We start from the raw sequence: 15,596 nt of genomic DNA on the forward strand, positions 1-15,596 counted from the left end.
CATGGCGGACAAAGCGCTCAAAACCAGTACCTTCGCCTGGGAGGGGACCGACAAGAAAGGCTCCAAGGTCAAAGGCGAGCTCAGCGGACAGAATCCGGCGCTGATCAAGGCACAACTGCGCAAGCAAGGCATCAACCCGACTCGGGTACGCAAGAAGTCTACTTCTCTGCTCAGCGCCGGGAAGAAGATCAAGCCCCTGGACATCGCCCTCTTCACCCGCCAGATGGCGACCATGATGAAGGCCGGTGTGCCGCTGATGCAGTCATTCGACATCATCGGTGAAGGCTTTGAGAAGCCTGCCATGCGTACCTTGGTGAACGAGGTCAAACAGGAAGTCTCTGCGGGTAACAGCCTCGCCAACTCCCTAAGAAAGAAGCCGGATTATTTCGACGAGCTTTACTGCAACTTGGTGGATTCCGGTGAGCAGGCTGGCGCCCTGGAAACACTGCTGGACCGCATCGCCACCTATAAGGAAAAGACCGAAGCACTAAAGGCCAAGATCAAAAAGGCGCTGAACTACCCTATCGCTGTAATCGTGGTAGCCATAGTCGTCTCGGCCATCCTGCTGATCAAGGTCGTGCCGCAGTTCCAGTCAGTTTTTGCCAGCTTTGGGGCCGAACTGCCCGCCTTTACCTTGATGGTGATCGGGATTTCTGAAGTCTTGCAGGAATGGTGGTTTATCGTCCTCCTCGGCTTTTTCGTACTGGGATTCGTCGTTCAGCAGGCCCATAAGAAATCCGAGAAATTCCGAGACGGGGTTGACCATGCAGTCCTTAAACTCCCCATCGTTGGTGACATCCTGTACAAATCTGCCGTTGCCCGCTTCGCCAGAACCTTGGCGACAACCTTCGCCGCTGGCGTCCCACTTGTTGACGCCTTGGACTCGGTGGCTGGGGCCAGCGGCAACGTCGTGTTCAAGAATGCTGTGATGAAGGTCAAACAGGACGTTTCCACCGGCATGCAGCTGAACTTCTCCATGCGCTCTACCGGCGTGTTCCCAGCCATGGCCGTGCAGATGACTGCAATCGGTGAGGAGTCCGGCGCGCTGGATGACATGCTGGACAAAGTGGCCAGCTTCTATGAGGCAGAAGTGGATAACGCCGTCGACGGCCTAACCGCACTCATGGAGCCCATGATCATGGCGGTGCTCGGCGTGTTGGTCGGCGGCCTGATCATCGCCATGTACCTACCTATCTTCCAACTCGGCAACGTTGTGTAACCATGCAGTTGATCGAATTCCTGGCCAGCCATGTGCTGGCCTTTGTTTTGTGCGTGTTCGTCCTCGGCCTGCTGATTGGCAGCTTCCTCAATGTGGTGATCTATCGCCTGCCGCAGATGATGTTCCGGGATTGGCAGGAGCAGGCCCGTGAGGCATTGAGCCTGCCGGCCGAGCCCAAAGGCCCGGTATTCAACCTGGTGCTGCCGAACTCCCGCTGCCCCCACTGCAACCACGAGATCAAGGTGTGGGAGAACGTGCCCATCGTCAGCTACCTGGCGCTGGGCGGCAAATGTTCGGCCTGCAAGGCACCGATCAGCAAACGCTACCCGTTGGTGGAGCTGGCCTGCGGGCTGCTCTCGGCCTATGTGGCTTGGCACCTGGGCTTTGGCTGGGCAACCGCCGCGCTGTTGGTACTGACCTGGGGCCTGCTGGCCATGAGCCTGATCGACGTCGACCATCAGCTGTTGCCGGATGCGCTGGTGCTGCCGCTGCTCTGGCTCGGGCTGATCCTCAACAGCCAGGGCCTGTTCGCCAGCCTGGAGGATGCGCTCTGGGGCACGGTGGCCGGTTACCTGAGCCTGTGGTCGGTCTATTGGCTGTTCAAACTGATTACCGGCAAGGAAGGCATGGGCTATGGCGACTTCAAGCTGCTGGCCATGATCGGGGCCTGGGGCGGCTGGCAGGTGTTGCCGCTGACCATCCTGCTCTCTTCCCTGGTGGGCGCCGTGCTGGGCGTGATCATGCTGCGCCTGCGCGATCAGGACACTGCCACGCCCATCCCCTTTGGTCCTTACCTGGCCATTGCCGGCTGGATTGCGCTGCTCTGGGGTGATCAAATAACCGGGACCTATCTGCAGTTCGCCGGTTTCAAATGAACAAACCCTGGATTCTTGGCCTTACAGGCGGCATTGGCAGCGGAAAAAGCGCCGTTGCCGCCCATTTCAGCGCACTTGGCGTGCACCTGGTGGACGCCGACCACGCCGCGCGCTGGGTGGTGGAGCCCGGCCGCCCGGCACTGGAGCGAATCGCCGAGCACTTCGGCCACGATGTGTTGCAGGCCGACGGCCAGCTCGACCGCGCCGCCCTGCGCCAGCGCATTTTCCAGAGCCCGGAAGAGCGCCGCTGGCTGGAAAGCCTGCTGCACCCGCTGATCGGCGAGGAGATCAACAACTACCTGTCGAGCGCGGAATCGCCTTACGCCATTCTGGTTTCACCGTTGCTGGTCGAGTCCGGCCAGCATCGCCTGACCCAGCGCGTGCTGGTGGTCGATGCGCCGGAAGCCTTGCAGATCCAGCGCACCATGCATCGCGATCAGGTGCCCGAAGAGCAGGTACAAGCCATATTGAAAGTGCAGGCCAGCCGCGAACATCGACTGCAGCATGCCCACGATGTGCTGGTGAACGACCGGGACCTCAACTGGCTACGGGCCGAAGTGGAGCGCCTGCACAATTTCTACCTGACCTTGCGTGGAGGCCAGCCATGAGCCAACCCGTTACCGTGGAATGCCCAACCTGTGGCGCCCCCGTCGAGTGGGGCCCGCAGAGCCCAAACCGCCCTTTCTGCTCCGAGCGCTGCAAGTTGATCGACCTGGGCGCCTGGGCCGCCGAGGCACATGCAATTCCTGGCGACGACCAGGAGGATGATGTGTTCTCCGGCAGCCTGCCGCCTCGGGAGCATTGAACCAAGGATTCGGAGCGATACCCATCGTTGCGGATTTGACGGGTATCCCCGTGGTCAGCACAAGGAGGGGGCGGGCGGCGTTCCGTTGAACCTGCGATGCCCATCACCATTCTGGCCGGTGATTTGATGGGTATCGCTTCGCTCAACCGCATCCTACGAAATTGCGTTGTTGCCCCGGCTGAGCTTTCGGGAGCGGTCGGGCCGCTGCTGGCATGCGTTTTAGGCGCCGAGGACAGAGCCCACGGATGCGACAGGCAAGGAGCAATGCCGTTGCCCTGAGCGAATGGACGGATTGCTTAGCACGTAGGATGGGTTGAGCGAAGCGATACCCATCATTGCGGATTTGACGGGTATCCCCGTGGTCAGCACGAGGAGGGGGCGGGCGGCGTTCCTTTGCGCCTGCGAAACCCATCACCATTCCCCCGCGCCATGTTCCACGTCGCCTCCATCCCCAGCCCAATCGAGCGGCAGGATTCTCGCCTTCACATACCGGTGAAACGACGACCACGGCCAATCGGCCACCCGTTCCACATAGCCGTGTTTACGTGGGTTGTGATGGATGTAGTCCACATGCCGCGCGAAGTCCGCATCATCGCGAATGCGGTGTTCCCAGAAACGGCGTTGCCAGATGCCCCGTTCGCCTTTGCTCAATCTGCTTTCCGAAGCCTGCTCTCGCCGGGGCAAGACGCGGGAGAACCCGGTCTTGATCAGTCGCCAACGCAGAGCGTAATCAGCATCGCCTGCGGGCAATGTGCAAAGGGCATGCAGGTGATCGGGAAGGATGACGATGGCGTCAATGTTCCAGGGATGGCGCTTCAGGCAGTAGCGGAAGCTGGCCCGGAGGAGGTCGATCTGCTCAGTGAGCAGACGGCTGTCGCGGTCGGCGAGGTTCAGGGTGAAGAACCAGGTTGCGCCTGGGGTGTGGTCGCGGCGGTAGTTGGTCATCGAAAGGCTTCCTTGCCAGTGATTTGATGGGTATCGCTTCGCTCAACCACATCCTACGAAATTGCGTTGTTCCCCGGCTGAGCTTTCGGGAGCGGTCTGGCCGCTAGGCGAGTAAGCGTTTCTTAGGCGCCGAGGACAGAGCCCATGGACGCGACAGGCAAGGGGCAATGCCGTTGCCCTGAGCGAATGGACGGATTGCTTGGGTGGAAATCCGGAAGCGTACGACGCCCTGATCCCTCACGGGCGCATGAAGGTGTAGTCACGGTCCGGATCGAGATTGTCCGCCAGGAATATCAACTCCTGAGCCAGGTCGTCGGCGGAGCGGAGAGCTGCACTGCGTTCTACCACCACGCTCAACATGGCCCGCAGTGCTTGCTCCTCAGTGAAGTTTTCCTGCACGGCGCCGGCTAACGCCTGCTGCAGCGAGCCCCGCGCCCAATCATGTATACCCATTCTGCGTTCCTCCAGTGCGTTGGGTGGATGTCGCCTTTCACATCCGCCATTGGAATTCGACCGACCGCCATCGCCCCCTGTAGGAGCGAGAGGAGCGCCGAGTTCTTGCTCGCGAGCATCCCCACCATTCGCCAGCAAGCTGGCTCCAACAGGGCTCTATGGGATTGCAGTTTGGAGTTGGGAACAGCGGGCCGGTTGATACAGGTCAATCGCCAGCAAGCCATGCAGCGCATGAATCGGGTGGTATCAGCGGGGACTTTCGTCGTCCTTCCAGGGCGCTTGCAGGTAGCGGGTTCGGTTGAAGGTTTCCAGCCACTCGGGGCAGAACACCACCAGGGCGGTGACCACCGTACCGTTGATGAAGGCTTCCGGGAACATCACCAGCCATAAATAACCGATGAAATCCTCCAGCCACGGCGGCATGGGAAAGATGCCATCGCTCCACAGCAGCCCCAGCCCAACCAGAACGCACAGCAAGGCCGCCAGCGCCGCCGGAAAGAACCCGCAACAGAAGATGTAGACGAACAGATTGCGCGGCTGGTAGCGCTCGACCCAGATCGCACACAGCTCGGTTACCAGGACCGGCAACAGCACCAGCAACATGCCGTTGATGCCCATCGCAGCCAGATCCTGGCGGCCGAGCACCAGCAGACCGAGCTGGGCGGCAAGGCCGCCGAGGATCGCGAGAGGCCAGTCCAGCAGCAAGGTTACCGCTGTCATGCCGATGAGGTGGTACGACAGCCCGGAGGCAAAGTCCCGCCTCAACAGCCACAGTAGAAACACCGCCAGCACGGTGCCGAACAGCAGATGCTGTCGGCGAATATCACTGAACAATTCCACCCAGGGCGCGCGCCAGGCGGCCCAGGCCACCACCGGCAGATAGACCGCCCAGCCCAGGCCCAGACTGGTCGTGGACAGGAGCTCGGCAGCGATCACGGCGTGAGCGACTCCAGAGCCTCCCGCAATGCCGCGGCGCTGTCGTACTCACGCTGCTCGACCAGCGCGCCATGGTCCAGTCGCAACCAGAGCACCTTGGCCTCATCGCCGGGGTAACGGCTGACCACCCTTGATTCCCGGTCCAACAACACGCGGTAGTTGTAATCACGCATTGCCGGCAGGGCGAAGAGTTTGGAAACCAGGGCCGGCATGCGGCTGATATCCGCCACGAACACCGTGCGCCGCCCCTCCAGGTAGCCCTTGGGTTGCCCCTCGAGGGCACCCTTGACCAGCTTGGCGCCGTCCATGCTACGAGCGACCAGCAGCACCTGCAGCTCGTCATGGAGGCTGTAGGGTTGCTCGAACTGATCGAGCAATGTCCACGGTGCCAGGCGCTCACCCTGCTCCAGCGCCTGGCACAGCGAGGCCAGAAGCCAGAGCGCCAATCCCAAGCCAATCCGCATCAATTCAGTCTCCAGTCGTGGAATAAACCCGAATGTCATCGCGCGCTACCCAGCCTCGCTGCATCTGCCAGAAGGCAAGGGCTTCGGGCGCGTCCTCAAGTACGAAAACATGGGACTTGCGGATGCCCAGCAAAGCCAGGCGCCGCAGCGCTTCCTGCAGCAGGGCCTTTGCCCAGCCCTGGCCGCGGAAGGGCGAATCGACAAGCAGGTGTTGCAGGTAACCGCGACGTCCATCATGCCCCACCAGCAAGCTGCCAACGGCATGCCCGGCGTCGTCCTCCAGCAGCAGGCTCAATTCGGGATTGCGCTGCAGGTACGCGCAAAACGGTTCCAATTCATCCTCGGCGCGCAGGCGAATGCCCGGCGTGCGACGCCAGAGTTGAAGCAGTTGGGCGTGATCGGCGGGGTGGATCGAGCGAATCCGCATGGCTGGCTCCCGAAAGGCTCTAGAAGTGTACACCGGCGCTCGGCCGGACGACCTGTGCGCATTTGTCGCGACCCTCATGCAGTTGCAGGCTCGGGGGTACCCAGGGATGGGGCCATGAGGCTAAGCTCCAGAGCATGAACGAGCACGACTACCTGCGCCTGCTGACGCGGCAGGCCGAGCAAGCCAACGACTTCCTGTCCAATGCCCGCAAGTGGGAACGGGAGCGCTGGGTCTGTCAGCGCCTGCTGCAAGCGCTCAACCTCCCCTATCGCCTGGACGACTTCAGCACCGGGCAAGAGCCGCCAGACGTGCAGTACCGCGACGCCAACTTCGAGGTCTTTTTCGTGCTCGATGAAGGCCGTCGCCTGAATGAAGAATGGCGCGCGGAACTGGAGCGCCGGCGCAGCGCGTTTTCCCTCAGTCAGTTGGTGCGCCGTGAAAGCCGCCCAAAGCGTATCCCAGCCGCCGAGCTCCAGGCACGCCTGGCGCCCACGCTGCGCAAGAAAGCCAGCAACTACAACGAGCGTGGCCTCGACGTGAGTGAGCTCGACCTGCTGGCCTTCGTCAACCTGAAACGCGAAACACCGGACTTCAACAGCCCTTTTCCGCCGCCCACCGAATTCCTGCGCCAAGGCTGGCGTTCGCTTTCGCTGGTGGGGTCGAACTTCGCCCGCGTATTGTTCGCCCACGCCGATGCGCCTGACTTCCTGCGCAGCAACCTGGGCCGGACGATCCTGTTCGATGTGGGTGTTGGGCTGTGAGCCCGCTGCCATCAAGCTGCGCCTCTCCTGTAGGAGCGAGCTTGCTCGCGAACATCTGCCACGCTTTCGCCAGCAAGGACTCGGCGCCCCCCTGGCTCCTACAAAAGCACGACCGTCCTGTCTCTCCTGTGTCGGAGCGATATCGTGGACATCTGCCCTGGGTTCGCTGCAAGGGCAACGGCCCGCCATCCGTGTACCGATAACCCGCAACAGCCAATGCAGACAGAACCGCATTATTCGCCTGAACGACGACTTCGCGTTGAGCCGCTGTGAGAACGCCGGCTAGAATGCCCCACACTCCCCAGTCGAGGCCTCCATGCCCAGCCGCCTGACTCCCGAAGACCAGCAGAAGGTCGACCAGTACCTCAACCTGCCGCAGCACCAGGTCGAACGCCAGCCGTTCCGCCCCTGGCGCTTGTTGTGGATATTGCTGGCCGTGGTCATTGTCCTGGGCATTCTCAGCCGCCTCCTGAGCCGATTGGTGCTATGAGCTGCCTCCTGCGCTCGCCCTCGGCGACACCGAATTCCTATAGCCTTGTGAGAATGTCCCATGTCCCATCGGATCGTGATCGTCGGCGGCGGCGCCGGCGGCCTGGAGCTTGCTACCCGCCTGGGTAGAACCCTCGGCAAGAAAGGCCTCGCCAAGGTCGTGCTGGCCGACGCCAACCTCACCCATATCTGGAAACCCCTGCTGCACGAAGTCGCTGCCGGTTCGTTGAATTCCACGGAGAACGAGCTGAACTACGTCGCCCAGGCCAAGTGGAACCATTTCGAATTCCAGCTCGGCCGCATGAGCGGGCTGGACCGCAAGCGCAAGGTCATCCAGCTGGCCGCCACCCATGACGAGGACGGCCGAGAGCTGGTTCCGGCGCGGGAGTTGGCCTACGACAGCCTCGTGCTGGCCGTTGGCAGCACCACCAATGACTTCGGTACGGAAGGGGCTGCGCAGCACTGCATCTTCCTCGACACGCGCGAGCAGGCCGAGCGCTTCCACCGCAAGCTGCTCAGCCATTACCTGCGTGCCCACGCGCAACAGAATGCGAACGACCAGATCAGCGTGGCCATCGTCGGTGCGGGCGCTACCGGTGTCGAGCTGGCGGCCGAACTGCACCACGCGGCCCATGAACTGGCGGCATACGGGCTTGACCGTATCCAGCCGGAGAACATGCGCATTACCCTGATCGAAGCCGGCCCACGCGTATTGCCCGCACTGCCGGAGCGCATCAGCACCCCGGTCCACCGCACCCTGGAGCAACTGGGCGTCACGGTGATGACCGGCGCCGCAGTCAAGGAGGTCACGGCTGACGGGCTCGTCACCGCCCAAGGCCAACAGATTCCCGCCAGCCTCAAGGTGTGGGCGGCTGGTATTCGCGCGCCAGGTTTCCTGAAGGATCTGGATGGCCTCGAGAGCAACCGCATCAACCAACTGGTGGTGCGCCCCACCCTGCAGACCACTCGCGACGACGATATTTTCGCCTTTGGCGATTGCGCGGCCTGTCCGCTTGGCGACGGCAGTGAGCGCAATGTGCCGCCGCGCGCCCAGGCCGCGCACCAGCAGGCCTCGTTGCTGGTCAAATCGATGAAGCTGCGCCTGGAAGGTCAGACCCTGCCGGACTACCAGTACAAGGATTACGGTTCGCTGATATCCCTTTCCAGCTTCAGCGCGGTCGGCAACCTCATGGGTAACCTGATGGGCAGCGTCAAACTGGAAGGCTGGCTGGCGCGGATGTTCTACATCTCGCTCTACCGCATGCACCAGATGGCGCTCTATGGCACCTTCAGAACCTTCCTGCTGATGCTGAGCGACCGGATCGGCCGCAGCACCGACCCGCGGCTGAAGCTGCACTAAGGCAGACCTATACTGCGCATGGGCTTTCTCGGATCGAATCACCCTATGCGCAGTTTCCTATTGCTGTGCCTGCTGCTCCCGACCTTCGTCAACGCCGAGTCGCTGACGGTCTACTACATCGAGAAACCACCCTACTACCATACCGAGCGTGGCGAGCCGACGGGCTTCCTGCTGGAACGCGCCCGAGCGATCTTCAGCAAAGCGGATGTGCCTGTGCATTTCGAGGCGCGCCCGGCGAAGCGCATCCTCCACGAACTGCAACAAGGACGTGATGCGGCTTGCTCGATCGGCTGGTTCAAGACACCTGAGCGGCAGCAGTTCGCCTGGTTTTCCAGACCCATCCACCGCGACGCCCCCATGCTCGTGCTGACTCGCAATAGCCTGGCCGAACAGATTCGCAGTTATTCAAGCCTGTCCGCCCTGGTGCAGAGCCCGTTGCGCCTGGGCCTGGTGGACGGTTTCTCCTACGGTGGGCTGGACCACATGCTGAAGACTGCCAGCAGCCATAAAGTGACGGCACCTCCGGCCCAGACGGTGCGCATGCTGGCTGCGGAGCGGATCGACTTCACGCTGATCGACGAACGGGAATTGCCCTACATCCTCGCCGAAGCCGATCTACGCGATGCGAAGCTGACAAAACTGAATATGCCGGATATCCCGGCGGGCCAATTGCGCTACTTGATGTGCAGCAAGGCCGTGGACGACGCCCTGAGAGAACGCCTGGACCAAGCCATAGAGGACCTGGGCGTCAGCCCCTGAGAGCCCGCAGGGCGGTGTTTTTTGTAGGAGCCAGGCGACCCGGGTTCTTGCTGGCGAAGGCGGAGTGAGATTCGCGAGCAAGTTCGCTCCTACGGCGGCAGCCAGAAAAACAAAAAAGCCCACAAGCTATTGGCTTGCGGGCTTTCTCGGACTTCATGCGAAGTCTTTTATGGTGGGTCGTGTAGGATTCGAACCTACGACCAATTGGTTAAAAGCCAACTGCTCTACCGACTGAGCTAACGACCCAATGTAAGGTGGTCGGGGTAGAGAGATTCGAACTCCCGACATCCTGCTCCCAAAGCAGGCGCGCTACCGGACTGCGCTATACCCCGGCTGGAAGTTGGCTCCGCGACCTGGACTCGAACCAGGGACCCAATGATTAACAGTCATTTGCTCTACCGACTGAGCTATCGCGGAACTTCGGTCTTCCAACTCTTCGGCGCTGACCTGTATTTGGTTTCGCGCTTCAGAGGCGCGCCATTTTACGGTTCCAGGAACACATGTCAACCCTTAAAAAGCGAAATATGACAATGATTTGCAGATAATCGTCCGAGTGCTATACCTCAGCCGTGGAGAGATCGTTTCAGGCCGGGCGCTCTGCCTGTCTCCACACAGGATCGTTATGAGTAACCACGACCAACCCCCACCCACCCAGCCCCCCGCGACCAACCTCGCCAGCCGCGGCATCCAGCCGCGCTTCGGGGAGCTTGTTCAGGGATGCCGCAAATTGGTGATGAATCGCCTGGCGGAAAACATGGGCAGTGTCTTCGGCCAAGTCGACGACACACTCTTCGAATGCGCGGACAAGGCCGAGAACAACCAGGTGCAGACACTGTTCTTCGACAGCATGCGCGACATCCGCAAGCAGCGCCCGCAGATCGAACGCGCCTACCACCAACGCATCGCCCGGCAGTTCGACGACTTCCTGGAAGGCAAACTCAAGCCTGAGCTCAACGCTGGTGAGCTTAATGCCGATCACCTGGAACTGGTGCAGGACGAGGATTTCGAAGAGACGCTACTGCTCACCAATATGGTCAGCCGGGTCAAGGCGCGCTGCACGCAATCGCTCTTCGCGCTGGATCAGCGCCTGGCCGTACTCAACAACGGGCGCAAGCTGGGCGACGACGACAACCCCTTCGGCCCGCAAGCAGTGGCCCTGGCGTTTCGCGAGGCCCTGGCGCCCTGCCCCTTCCAGATGCGCATAAAGACCATCCTCTACATGCTGTTCGAGCGGCATGTGATGCTAGGGCTCGACAGCATCTACGATGCCCTGAACCAGCGCCTGGTGCAGGCAGGCGTGTTACCCGACCTCAAATACACCGTTCAGCGTTCGACCACCGCCCCGAATGCTCAACTGCGCCCCCCAACCGGTAGCGTTCCACCGTTCCACCCCACTGTTTCCACAACGGGCGCACCCTTTACGCCGGGCGCGCCCCCACCCAGCGATCCTGGGCAGCTATTCAGTGGCCTGACCTCCTTGCTCGGGGAACGGCGCTTGCACCACGACCGCTCGCCGCTGCCTGGCGGCACGCCCAGCATTTCCAGCTTCGCCCCCAAGGGGGCGACTCGGGTCTACACCGCATCGGAGTTGCTGGAAGCGCTCAATCGGCTGCAAAAGCAATCCGCCCAGGAGCTGGCCAACCGGATAGGCCAACCTCAACGCGTCGACGGCCTCAAGGCCGAGCTGCAACAACAACTGGAAAGCCACAGCCGTCTGCCGGGGCAGCAGAAGGTCGCAGACCTCGAGGCGGACGTCATCGACCTGGTGGGCATGCTGTTCGACTTCATCCTCGACGACGATAGCCTGGCCGACGTTTACAAGACCGCCCTCTCCCACTTGCACACGCCCTATCTGAAAGTCGCCCTTCTGGATAAAGCGCTTTTCACCCAGCACCATCACCCCGCCAGACGCCTGCTCAACAGCATGGCCCAGGCCGGTGTGCTCTATTCGGGCGAGGGCGAGGAGCACGGCCTGCTCTCGAAGATGCACTGGGTCGTGGAGCGCGTTGCCCACGGTTTCAGTGGCGACCTGCTGCTGTTCGACAGCCTGCTGGATGAATTCAACGCGTATGTCGGGACACTGCGCCACAAGGTCGAGCTGCGCGAACAGCGCGCCGTCGAGGCCGCCAAGGGGCGCGACAAACTGCTGGGCGCTCGCCAGCAGGCCGTCGATGCCATCGGCAATGCCCTGGAGGGGCGAACGCTTCCTGGAGCCATGCAGCGGTTTCTCGAACAGACCTGGGCCGATGTGCTGGTCTTCGTGCTCCTGCGCCATGGTGAGCGCAGCAGCGAATGGCAGCGCTCGGTCGAGGTGGCGGAGCAACTGGCCTGGAGCGGCACCCCGCTGGACCAGACTGGGCGCGAGCGCCTCCAGCAGCTGCGCGTTCCACTGCTGGAGGATTTGCGCAAAGGCCTCGAACTGCTCGGCGGCTACCATGAGGACGGCATCCGCCGCCTGCTGCAGGACCTGGTCGCCTGCCAACATGCCATCCAGTCGCAACAACCGCAGGTTGCAGCGCGCATCGCCAGCGCCCTGCCGGACAGCAAGCTCGGCGAAATGCTGGGGCAGGACGCAGAGCTCGCCACTACGCCGAGTCCATCCAGCCTTTCACCCCGAGCCCTGGCACTGGCGCGGGATCTCGCACATGTCGAGTTCGGCACCTGGTTCGAATTCGTTGATGGCCCGGAGGTTCGTACGCTGAAGCTGTCCTGGTTCAGCCCAACGACACGGAACTACATGTTCGTCGACCATAGTGGCCAACGGGTGGCTATCATGCCGATTGCCCAGCTGGCCCAAGACATGGAGCAAGGGCTGATCCGCTTGCTTCCCAGCGAACGCAGCGCACCGCTGGTCGATCGTGCGATGAACACCATCTACCGAGTGCTGCAACGCTTTACCGGGCGCACAGCCTGAAGCTTTTCAAGGAGCAACCATGGAAGAACGTCGCCAGCAAGGTCGCCGCTCGACAGAGCTTCTGCTGGAGGTTGTCGATGCGCACACGGGGCAGCGCCTGGGCCGCATTGTCGATCTGTCGATGGACGGCTTCATGTTGTTCAGCGAAGCACTGCTGACCTGCGATTCGCTCTGGGAGTGCCGACTGATTCCGCTCTCCCCTATCGAGGGGGTCCAAGAGATTCGCCTGGGCGCCGACTGTCTATGGACCCGCCCCGCAGCCGATGGCCAGCATTGCTGGGCAGGGTTCCATATCATCGATCTGGCCGAGGACCAGGAGGCGCAGCTGGAGAACTTGCTCCGCCAGATGTAATGGAGTTCTGTAGGCGAATGCGGTGTCATGTTCGTGGGCAAGCTCGCTACTACGGATTAGGGGCGAAGCGCAGTGGCCACTCCGTAGGAGCCAGCTTGCTGGCGAAGGCGGGGTTGGTTTCGTGAGCAAGCTCGCTCCGCCAAGGCTCCCGATCCCAAAGAGCACGTCAACATTAGCCAACAACAATGAACAAGCCCCGCAGTGCGGGGCTTGTTCATTCCTGGGATTAGGCGAAGACAATCTCCTCGCCTTCCACCCTGGCCGCGATTGTCGCGCCAGGCACGAACTGGCCAGCGAGGATTTGCTGGGCCAGCGGGTTTTCGATCCAGCGCTGGATCGCACGCTTGAGCGGGCGTGCGCCATAGACCGGGTCGTAACCAATAGCGATAAGCTTGTCCAAGGCTTCCGGGCTCAGCTCGATATTGAGCTCGCGCTCGGCCAGGCGCTTGCGCAGACGCTGCAGCTGAATCTCGGCGATACCGGCGATCTGCTCACGGCCCAAGGGCTCGAAGACCACCACTTCGTCGATGCGGTTGACGAATTCCGGCCGGAAGTGGGTGCTGACCGCATCCATCACCGCAGCACGCTGGGCTTCGCGGTCGCCCACCAGCTCCTGGATCTGCATCGACCCTAGGTTGGAGGTCATCACCACCACCGTGTTGCGGAAGTCCACGGTACGACCGTGGCTGTCGGTCAGACGGCCATCCTCGAGCACCTGCAGGAGAATGTTGAAGACGTCTGGGTGCGCCTTCTCCACTTCGTCCATCAGCACCACGGAATAAGGCTTGCGACGCACCGCTTCAGTCAAGTAGCCGCCCTCCTCATAGCCCACATAGCCCGGCGGGGCGCCAATGAGGCGGGCAACCGAGTGTTTCTCCATGAATTCGGACATGTCGATGCGCACCAAGGCCTCTTCGGTGTCGAAGAGGAATTCGGCCAGCGCCTTGCACAGCTCGGTCTTGCCGACCCCGGTCGGGCCTAGGAAGAGGAAGGAGCCGCTTGGGCGATTCGGGTCGGAGAGCCCGGCACGCGAGCGACGCACGGCGTTGGCGACGGCGACCACGGCCTCATTCTGGCCAATCACGCGCTGGTGCAGCATGGACTCCATCTTCAGCAGCTTCTCACGCTCGCCTTCGAGCATCTTCGCCACCGGGATGCCGGTCCACTTTGAAACCACCTCGGCGATCTCTTCGTCAGTGACCTTGTTACGCAGCAACTGGTTCTCGGTCTTGCCGTGCTGGTCCACCATCTGCAGGCTGCGCTCCAGGTCCGGGATCACCCCGTACTGCAGTTCAGCCATGCGTTGCAGGTCGCCCTTGCGCCGGGCGGCCTCCATATCCTGGCGGGCCTGTTCGATCTTCTGCTGGATCTGGGCAGAGCCTTGCACCTCCGCCTTCTCGGATTTCCAGATTTCCTCGAGGTCGGCGTACTCGCGCTCGAGTTTTTGGATGTCCTCCTCCAGCTTGGCCAGGCGCTTGCGGGTGGCCTCGTCGTCTTCCTTCTTCAGCGCCTCGCGCTCGATCTTCAGCTGGATCAGGCGGCGATCCAGGCGATCCAGCGCCTCCGGCTTGGAGTCGATCTCCATGCGGATACGGCTGGCGGCTTCGTCGATCAGGTCGATAGCCTTGTCCGGCAGCTGGCGGTCAGTGATATAGCGGTGCGACAGCTTGGCCGCGGCAATGATCGCGCCATCGGTGATGGTGACGCCGTGGTGCACTTCATAGCGCTCTTTAAGGCCGCGCAGGATGGCGATGGTGTCTTCTTCGCTCGGCTCATCCACCAGCACTTTCTGGAAGCGCCGCTCAAGGGCGGCGTCCTTCTCGATGTACTGGCGGTACTCGTCCAGCGTGGTCGCGCCGACGCAGTGCAGCTCACCGCGCGCCAGCGCCGGCTTGAGCATGTTGCCCGCATCCATGGCGCCCTCGGCCTTGCCGGCGCCGACCATGGTGTGCAGCTCGTCGATGAACAGGATGATCCGGCCTTCCTGCTTGGAAAGCTCATTGAGCACAGCCTTCAGGCGCTCTTCGAACTCGCCGCGGAACTTGGCGCCCGCGATCAGCGACCCCATGTCCAGCGACAGCAGGCGCTTGTCCTTGAGGCCATCCGGCACTTCGCCGTTGACGATGCGCTGGGCCAGGCCTTCGGCGATGGCGGTCTTGCCGACACCCGGCTCGCCGATCAGCACCGGATTGTTCTTGGTGCGGCGCTGCAGGACCTGGATGGTGCGACGGATTTCGTCATCACGGCCGATGACTGGATCGAGCTTGCCTTCCTCGGCGCGCTTGGTCAGGTCCACGGTGTATTTGTCGAGAGCCTGGCGCGACTCCTCGGCATTCGGGTCATTCACCGCCTGGCCACCCCGCAGGTTGGCGATGGCATTCTCCAGCGCCTTTCGGGTCACGCCCTGGCCCAGCAGCAGCTTGCCCAGACGGGTGCCCTCGTCCATCGCAGCCAACACCACCAGCTCGCTGGAGATGAACTGGTCACCTTTCTGCTGGGACAGGCGATCCGCCTGGTTGAGCAGGCGCGCCAGGTCTTGCGAGAGGTTCACATCACCCGTCGGGCTCTGGATCTTCGGCAGCCGGTCGAGCTCGCTGGTCATCGTCTGGCGCAAGGCCATGACGTCGAATCCGACTTGCATCAACAGGGGCTTGATCGAGCCACCCTGCTGATCAAGCAGGGCAAGCATCAGGTGCAGGGGCTCGATGGCCGGGTGGTCATGGCCAACCGCCAGGGACTGGGCATCGGAAAGCGCCAGTTGCAGCTTGCTGGTCAAACGATCGATTCGCATGGGTTCGTCCTTTCTCGTCAATGGCGGGCCCGGGTAATGCCTGTCC

The 15,596-nt window shown here is 62.1% G+C and carries 16 protein-coding genes and 3 tRNA genes; 10 read left to right on the plus strand and 9 right to left on the minus strand.

Features of this window, described 5'->3' with window-relative positions:
- The first annotated feature begins 1 nt into the window (after position 1).
- The 4 genes from OXH74_RS03880 to yacG are packed head-to-tail and all read left to right on the plus strand — an operon-like array spanning position 2 to position 2,899.
- The gene (locus OXH74_RS03880; RefSeq protein WP_375740143.1) at positions 2–1,219 is read left to right on the plus strand and encodes a type II secretion system F family protein; all 1,218 of its coding nucleotides are present in this window, start codon (positions 2–4) and stop codon (positions 1,217–1,219) included.
- Between the two features lie 2 nt (positions 1,220–1,221).
- On the plus strand, positions 1,222–2,094 hold the full coding sequence (locus tag OXH74_RS03885) for a prepilin peptidase (protein WP_375740144.1): 873 nt from the start codon (positions 1,222–1,224) through the stop codon (positions 2,092–2,094).
- Positions 2,091–2,702 carry a dephospho-CoA kinase gene (gene coaE, locus OXH74_RS03890; protein WP_375740145.1) on the plus strand — a complete coding sequence of 204 codons (612 nt, stop codon included), beginning with the start codon at positions 2,091–2,093 and terminating at the stop codon, positions 2,700–2,702. The genes OXH74_RS03885 and coaE overlap by 4 nt, the downstream gene beginning before the upstream one ends.
- Positions 2,699–2,899 (plus strand): DNA gyrase inhibitor YacG, encoded by a 201-nt coding sequence (gene yacG / locus OXH74_RS03895; RefSeq protein ID WP_375740146.1) that lies wholly within the window; start codon positions 2,699–2,701, stop codon positions 2,897–2,899. The genes coaE and yacG overlap by 4 nt, the downstream gene beginning before the upstream one ends.
- Positions 2,900–3,310: 411 nt before the next feature.
- Here the strand turns inward: yacG and OXH74_RS03900 are convergent, their stop codons facing one another.
- From OXH74_RS03900 to OXH74_RS03920, 5 genes are all read right to left on the minus strand, one after another.
- On the minus strand, positions 3,311–3,844 hold the full coding sequence (locus tag OXH74_RS03900; protein WP_375740147.1) for a transposase: 534 nt from the start codon (positions 3,842–3,844) through the stop codon (positions 3,311–3,313).
- Between the two features lie 237 nt (positions 3,845–4,081).
- Entirely contained in the window at positions 4,082–4,297 is a 216-nt protein-coding gene (locus OXH74_RS03905) for a hypothetical protein (RefSeq protein WP_375740148.1), read from the minus strand.
- 246 nt (positions 4,298–4,543) lie between these two features.
- Positions 4,544–5,233, minus strand: a complete 690-nt coding sequence (locus OXH74_RS03910) for an energy-coupling factor ABC transporter permease (RefSeq protein ID WP_375740149.1) — start codon at positions 5,231–5,233, stop codon at positions 4,544–4,546.
- Positions 5,230–5,697: an FAD/FMN-containing dehydrogenase gene (locus OXH74_RS03915; protein WP_375740150.1), complete on the minus strand. Its 468-nt coding sequence runs from the start codon at positions 5,695–5,697 to the stop codon at positions 5,230–5,232. Before OXH74_RS03915 ends, OXH74_RS03910 begins: the two co-directional genes overlap by 4 nt.
- Positions 5,698–5,701: 4 nt before the next feature.
- On the minus strand, positions 5,702–6,124 hold the full coding sequence (locus OXH74_RS03920; protein WP_375740151.1) for a GNAT family N-acetyltransferase: 423 nt from the start codon (positions 6,122–6,124) through the stop codon (positions 5,702–5,704).
- Positions 6,125–6,258: 134 nt separating this feature from the next.
- Between OXH74_RS03920 and OXH74_RS03925 the strand changes: the two genes are divergently transcribed.
- From OXH74_RS03925 to OXH74_RS03940, 4 genes are all read left to right on the plus strand, one after another.
- Positions 6,259–6,885 (plus strand): DUF1780 domain-containing protein, encoded by a 627-nt coding sequence (locus OXH74_RS03925; protein WP_215372964.1) that lies wholly within the window; start codon positions 6,259–6,261, stop codon positions 6,883–6,885.
- A 316-nt stretch (positions 6,886–7,201) separates the two neighbouring features.
- Positions 7,202–7,375, plus strand: a complete 174-nt coding sequence (locus OXH74_RS03930) for a DUF3094 family protein (RefSeq protein WP_375740152.1) — start codon at positions 7,202–7,204, stop codon at positions 7,373–7,375.
- Between the two features lie 60 nt (positions 7,376–7,435).
- Positions 7,436–8,734: an NAD(P)/FAD-dependent oxidoreductase gene (locus OXH74_RS03935; RefSeq protein WP_375740153.1), complete on the plus strand. Its 1,299-nt coding sequence runs from the start codon at positions 7,436–7,438 to the stop codon at positions 8,732–8,734.
- 45 nt (positions 8,735–8,779) lie between these two features.
- Positions 8,780–9,493: a substrate-binding periplasmic protein gene (locus OXH74_RS03940; RefSeq protein WP_375740154.1), complete on the plus strand. Its 714-nt coding sequence runs from the start codon at positions 8,780–8,782 to the stop codon at positions 9,491–9,493.
- Positions 9,494–9,663: 170 nt separating this feature from the next.
- Here OXH74_RS03940 and OXH74_RS03945 read toward each other — a convergent pair.
- The 3 genes from OXH74_RS03945 to OXH74_RS03955 all read right to left on the minus strand — a co-directional run bounded on the left by OXH74_RS03945 (position 9,664) and on the right by OXH74_RS03955 (position 9,910).
- A tRNA-Lys gene (locus tag OXH74_RS03945) sits at positions 9,664–9,739 on the minus strand.
- A 9-nt stretch (positions 9,740–9,748) separates the two neighbouring features.
- Positions 9,749–9,825: transfer RNA gene (locus tag OXH74_RS03950), tRNA-Pro, on the minus strand.
- A 9-nt stretch (positions 9,826–9,834) separates the two neighbouring features.
- A tRNA-Asn gene (locus OXH74_RS03955) sits at positions 9,835–9,910 on the minus strand.
- Positions 9,911–10,115: 205 nt separating this feature from the next.
- On the opposite strand from OXH74_RS03955, the gene OXH74_RS03960 reads away from it, so the two are divergent.
- Together OXH74_RS03960 and OXH74_RS03965 are read left to right on the plus strand one after the other, a co-directional pair.
- On the plus strand, positions 10,116–12,407 hold the full coding sequence (locus OXH74_RS03960; RefSeq protein WP_375740155.1) for a DUF1631 domain-containing protein: 2,292 nt from the start codon (positions 10,116–10,118) through the stop codon (positions 12,405–12,407).
- A gap of 19 nt (positions 12,408–12,426) precedes the next feature.
- Positions 12,427–12,759, plus strand: a complete 333-nt coding sequence (locus OXH74_RS03965; RefSeq protein ID WP_375740156.1) for a PilZ domain-containing protein — start codon at positions 12,427–12,429, stop codon at positions 12,757–12,759.
- Positions 12,760–12,985: 226 nt separating this feature from the next.
- On the opposite strand, the gene clpB is transcribed toward OXH74_RS03965, so the two are convergent.
- Entirely contained in the window at positions 12,986–15,550 is a 2,565-nt protein-coding gene (clpB, locus tag OXH74_RS03970) for an ATP-dependent chaperone ClpB (protein WP_375740157.1), read from the minus strand.
- Positions 15,551–15,596 lie beyond the last annotated feature (46 nt).

The sequence above is a fragment of the Metapseudomonas boanensis genome (genome assembly GCF_042232855.1).
GTDB lineage: Bacteria > Pseudomonadota > Gammaproteobacteria > Pseudomonadales > Pseudomonadaceae > Metapseudomonas > Metapseudomonas boanensis.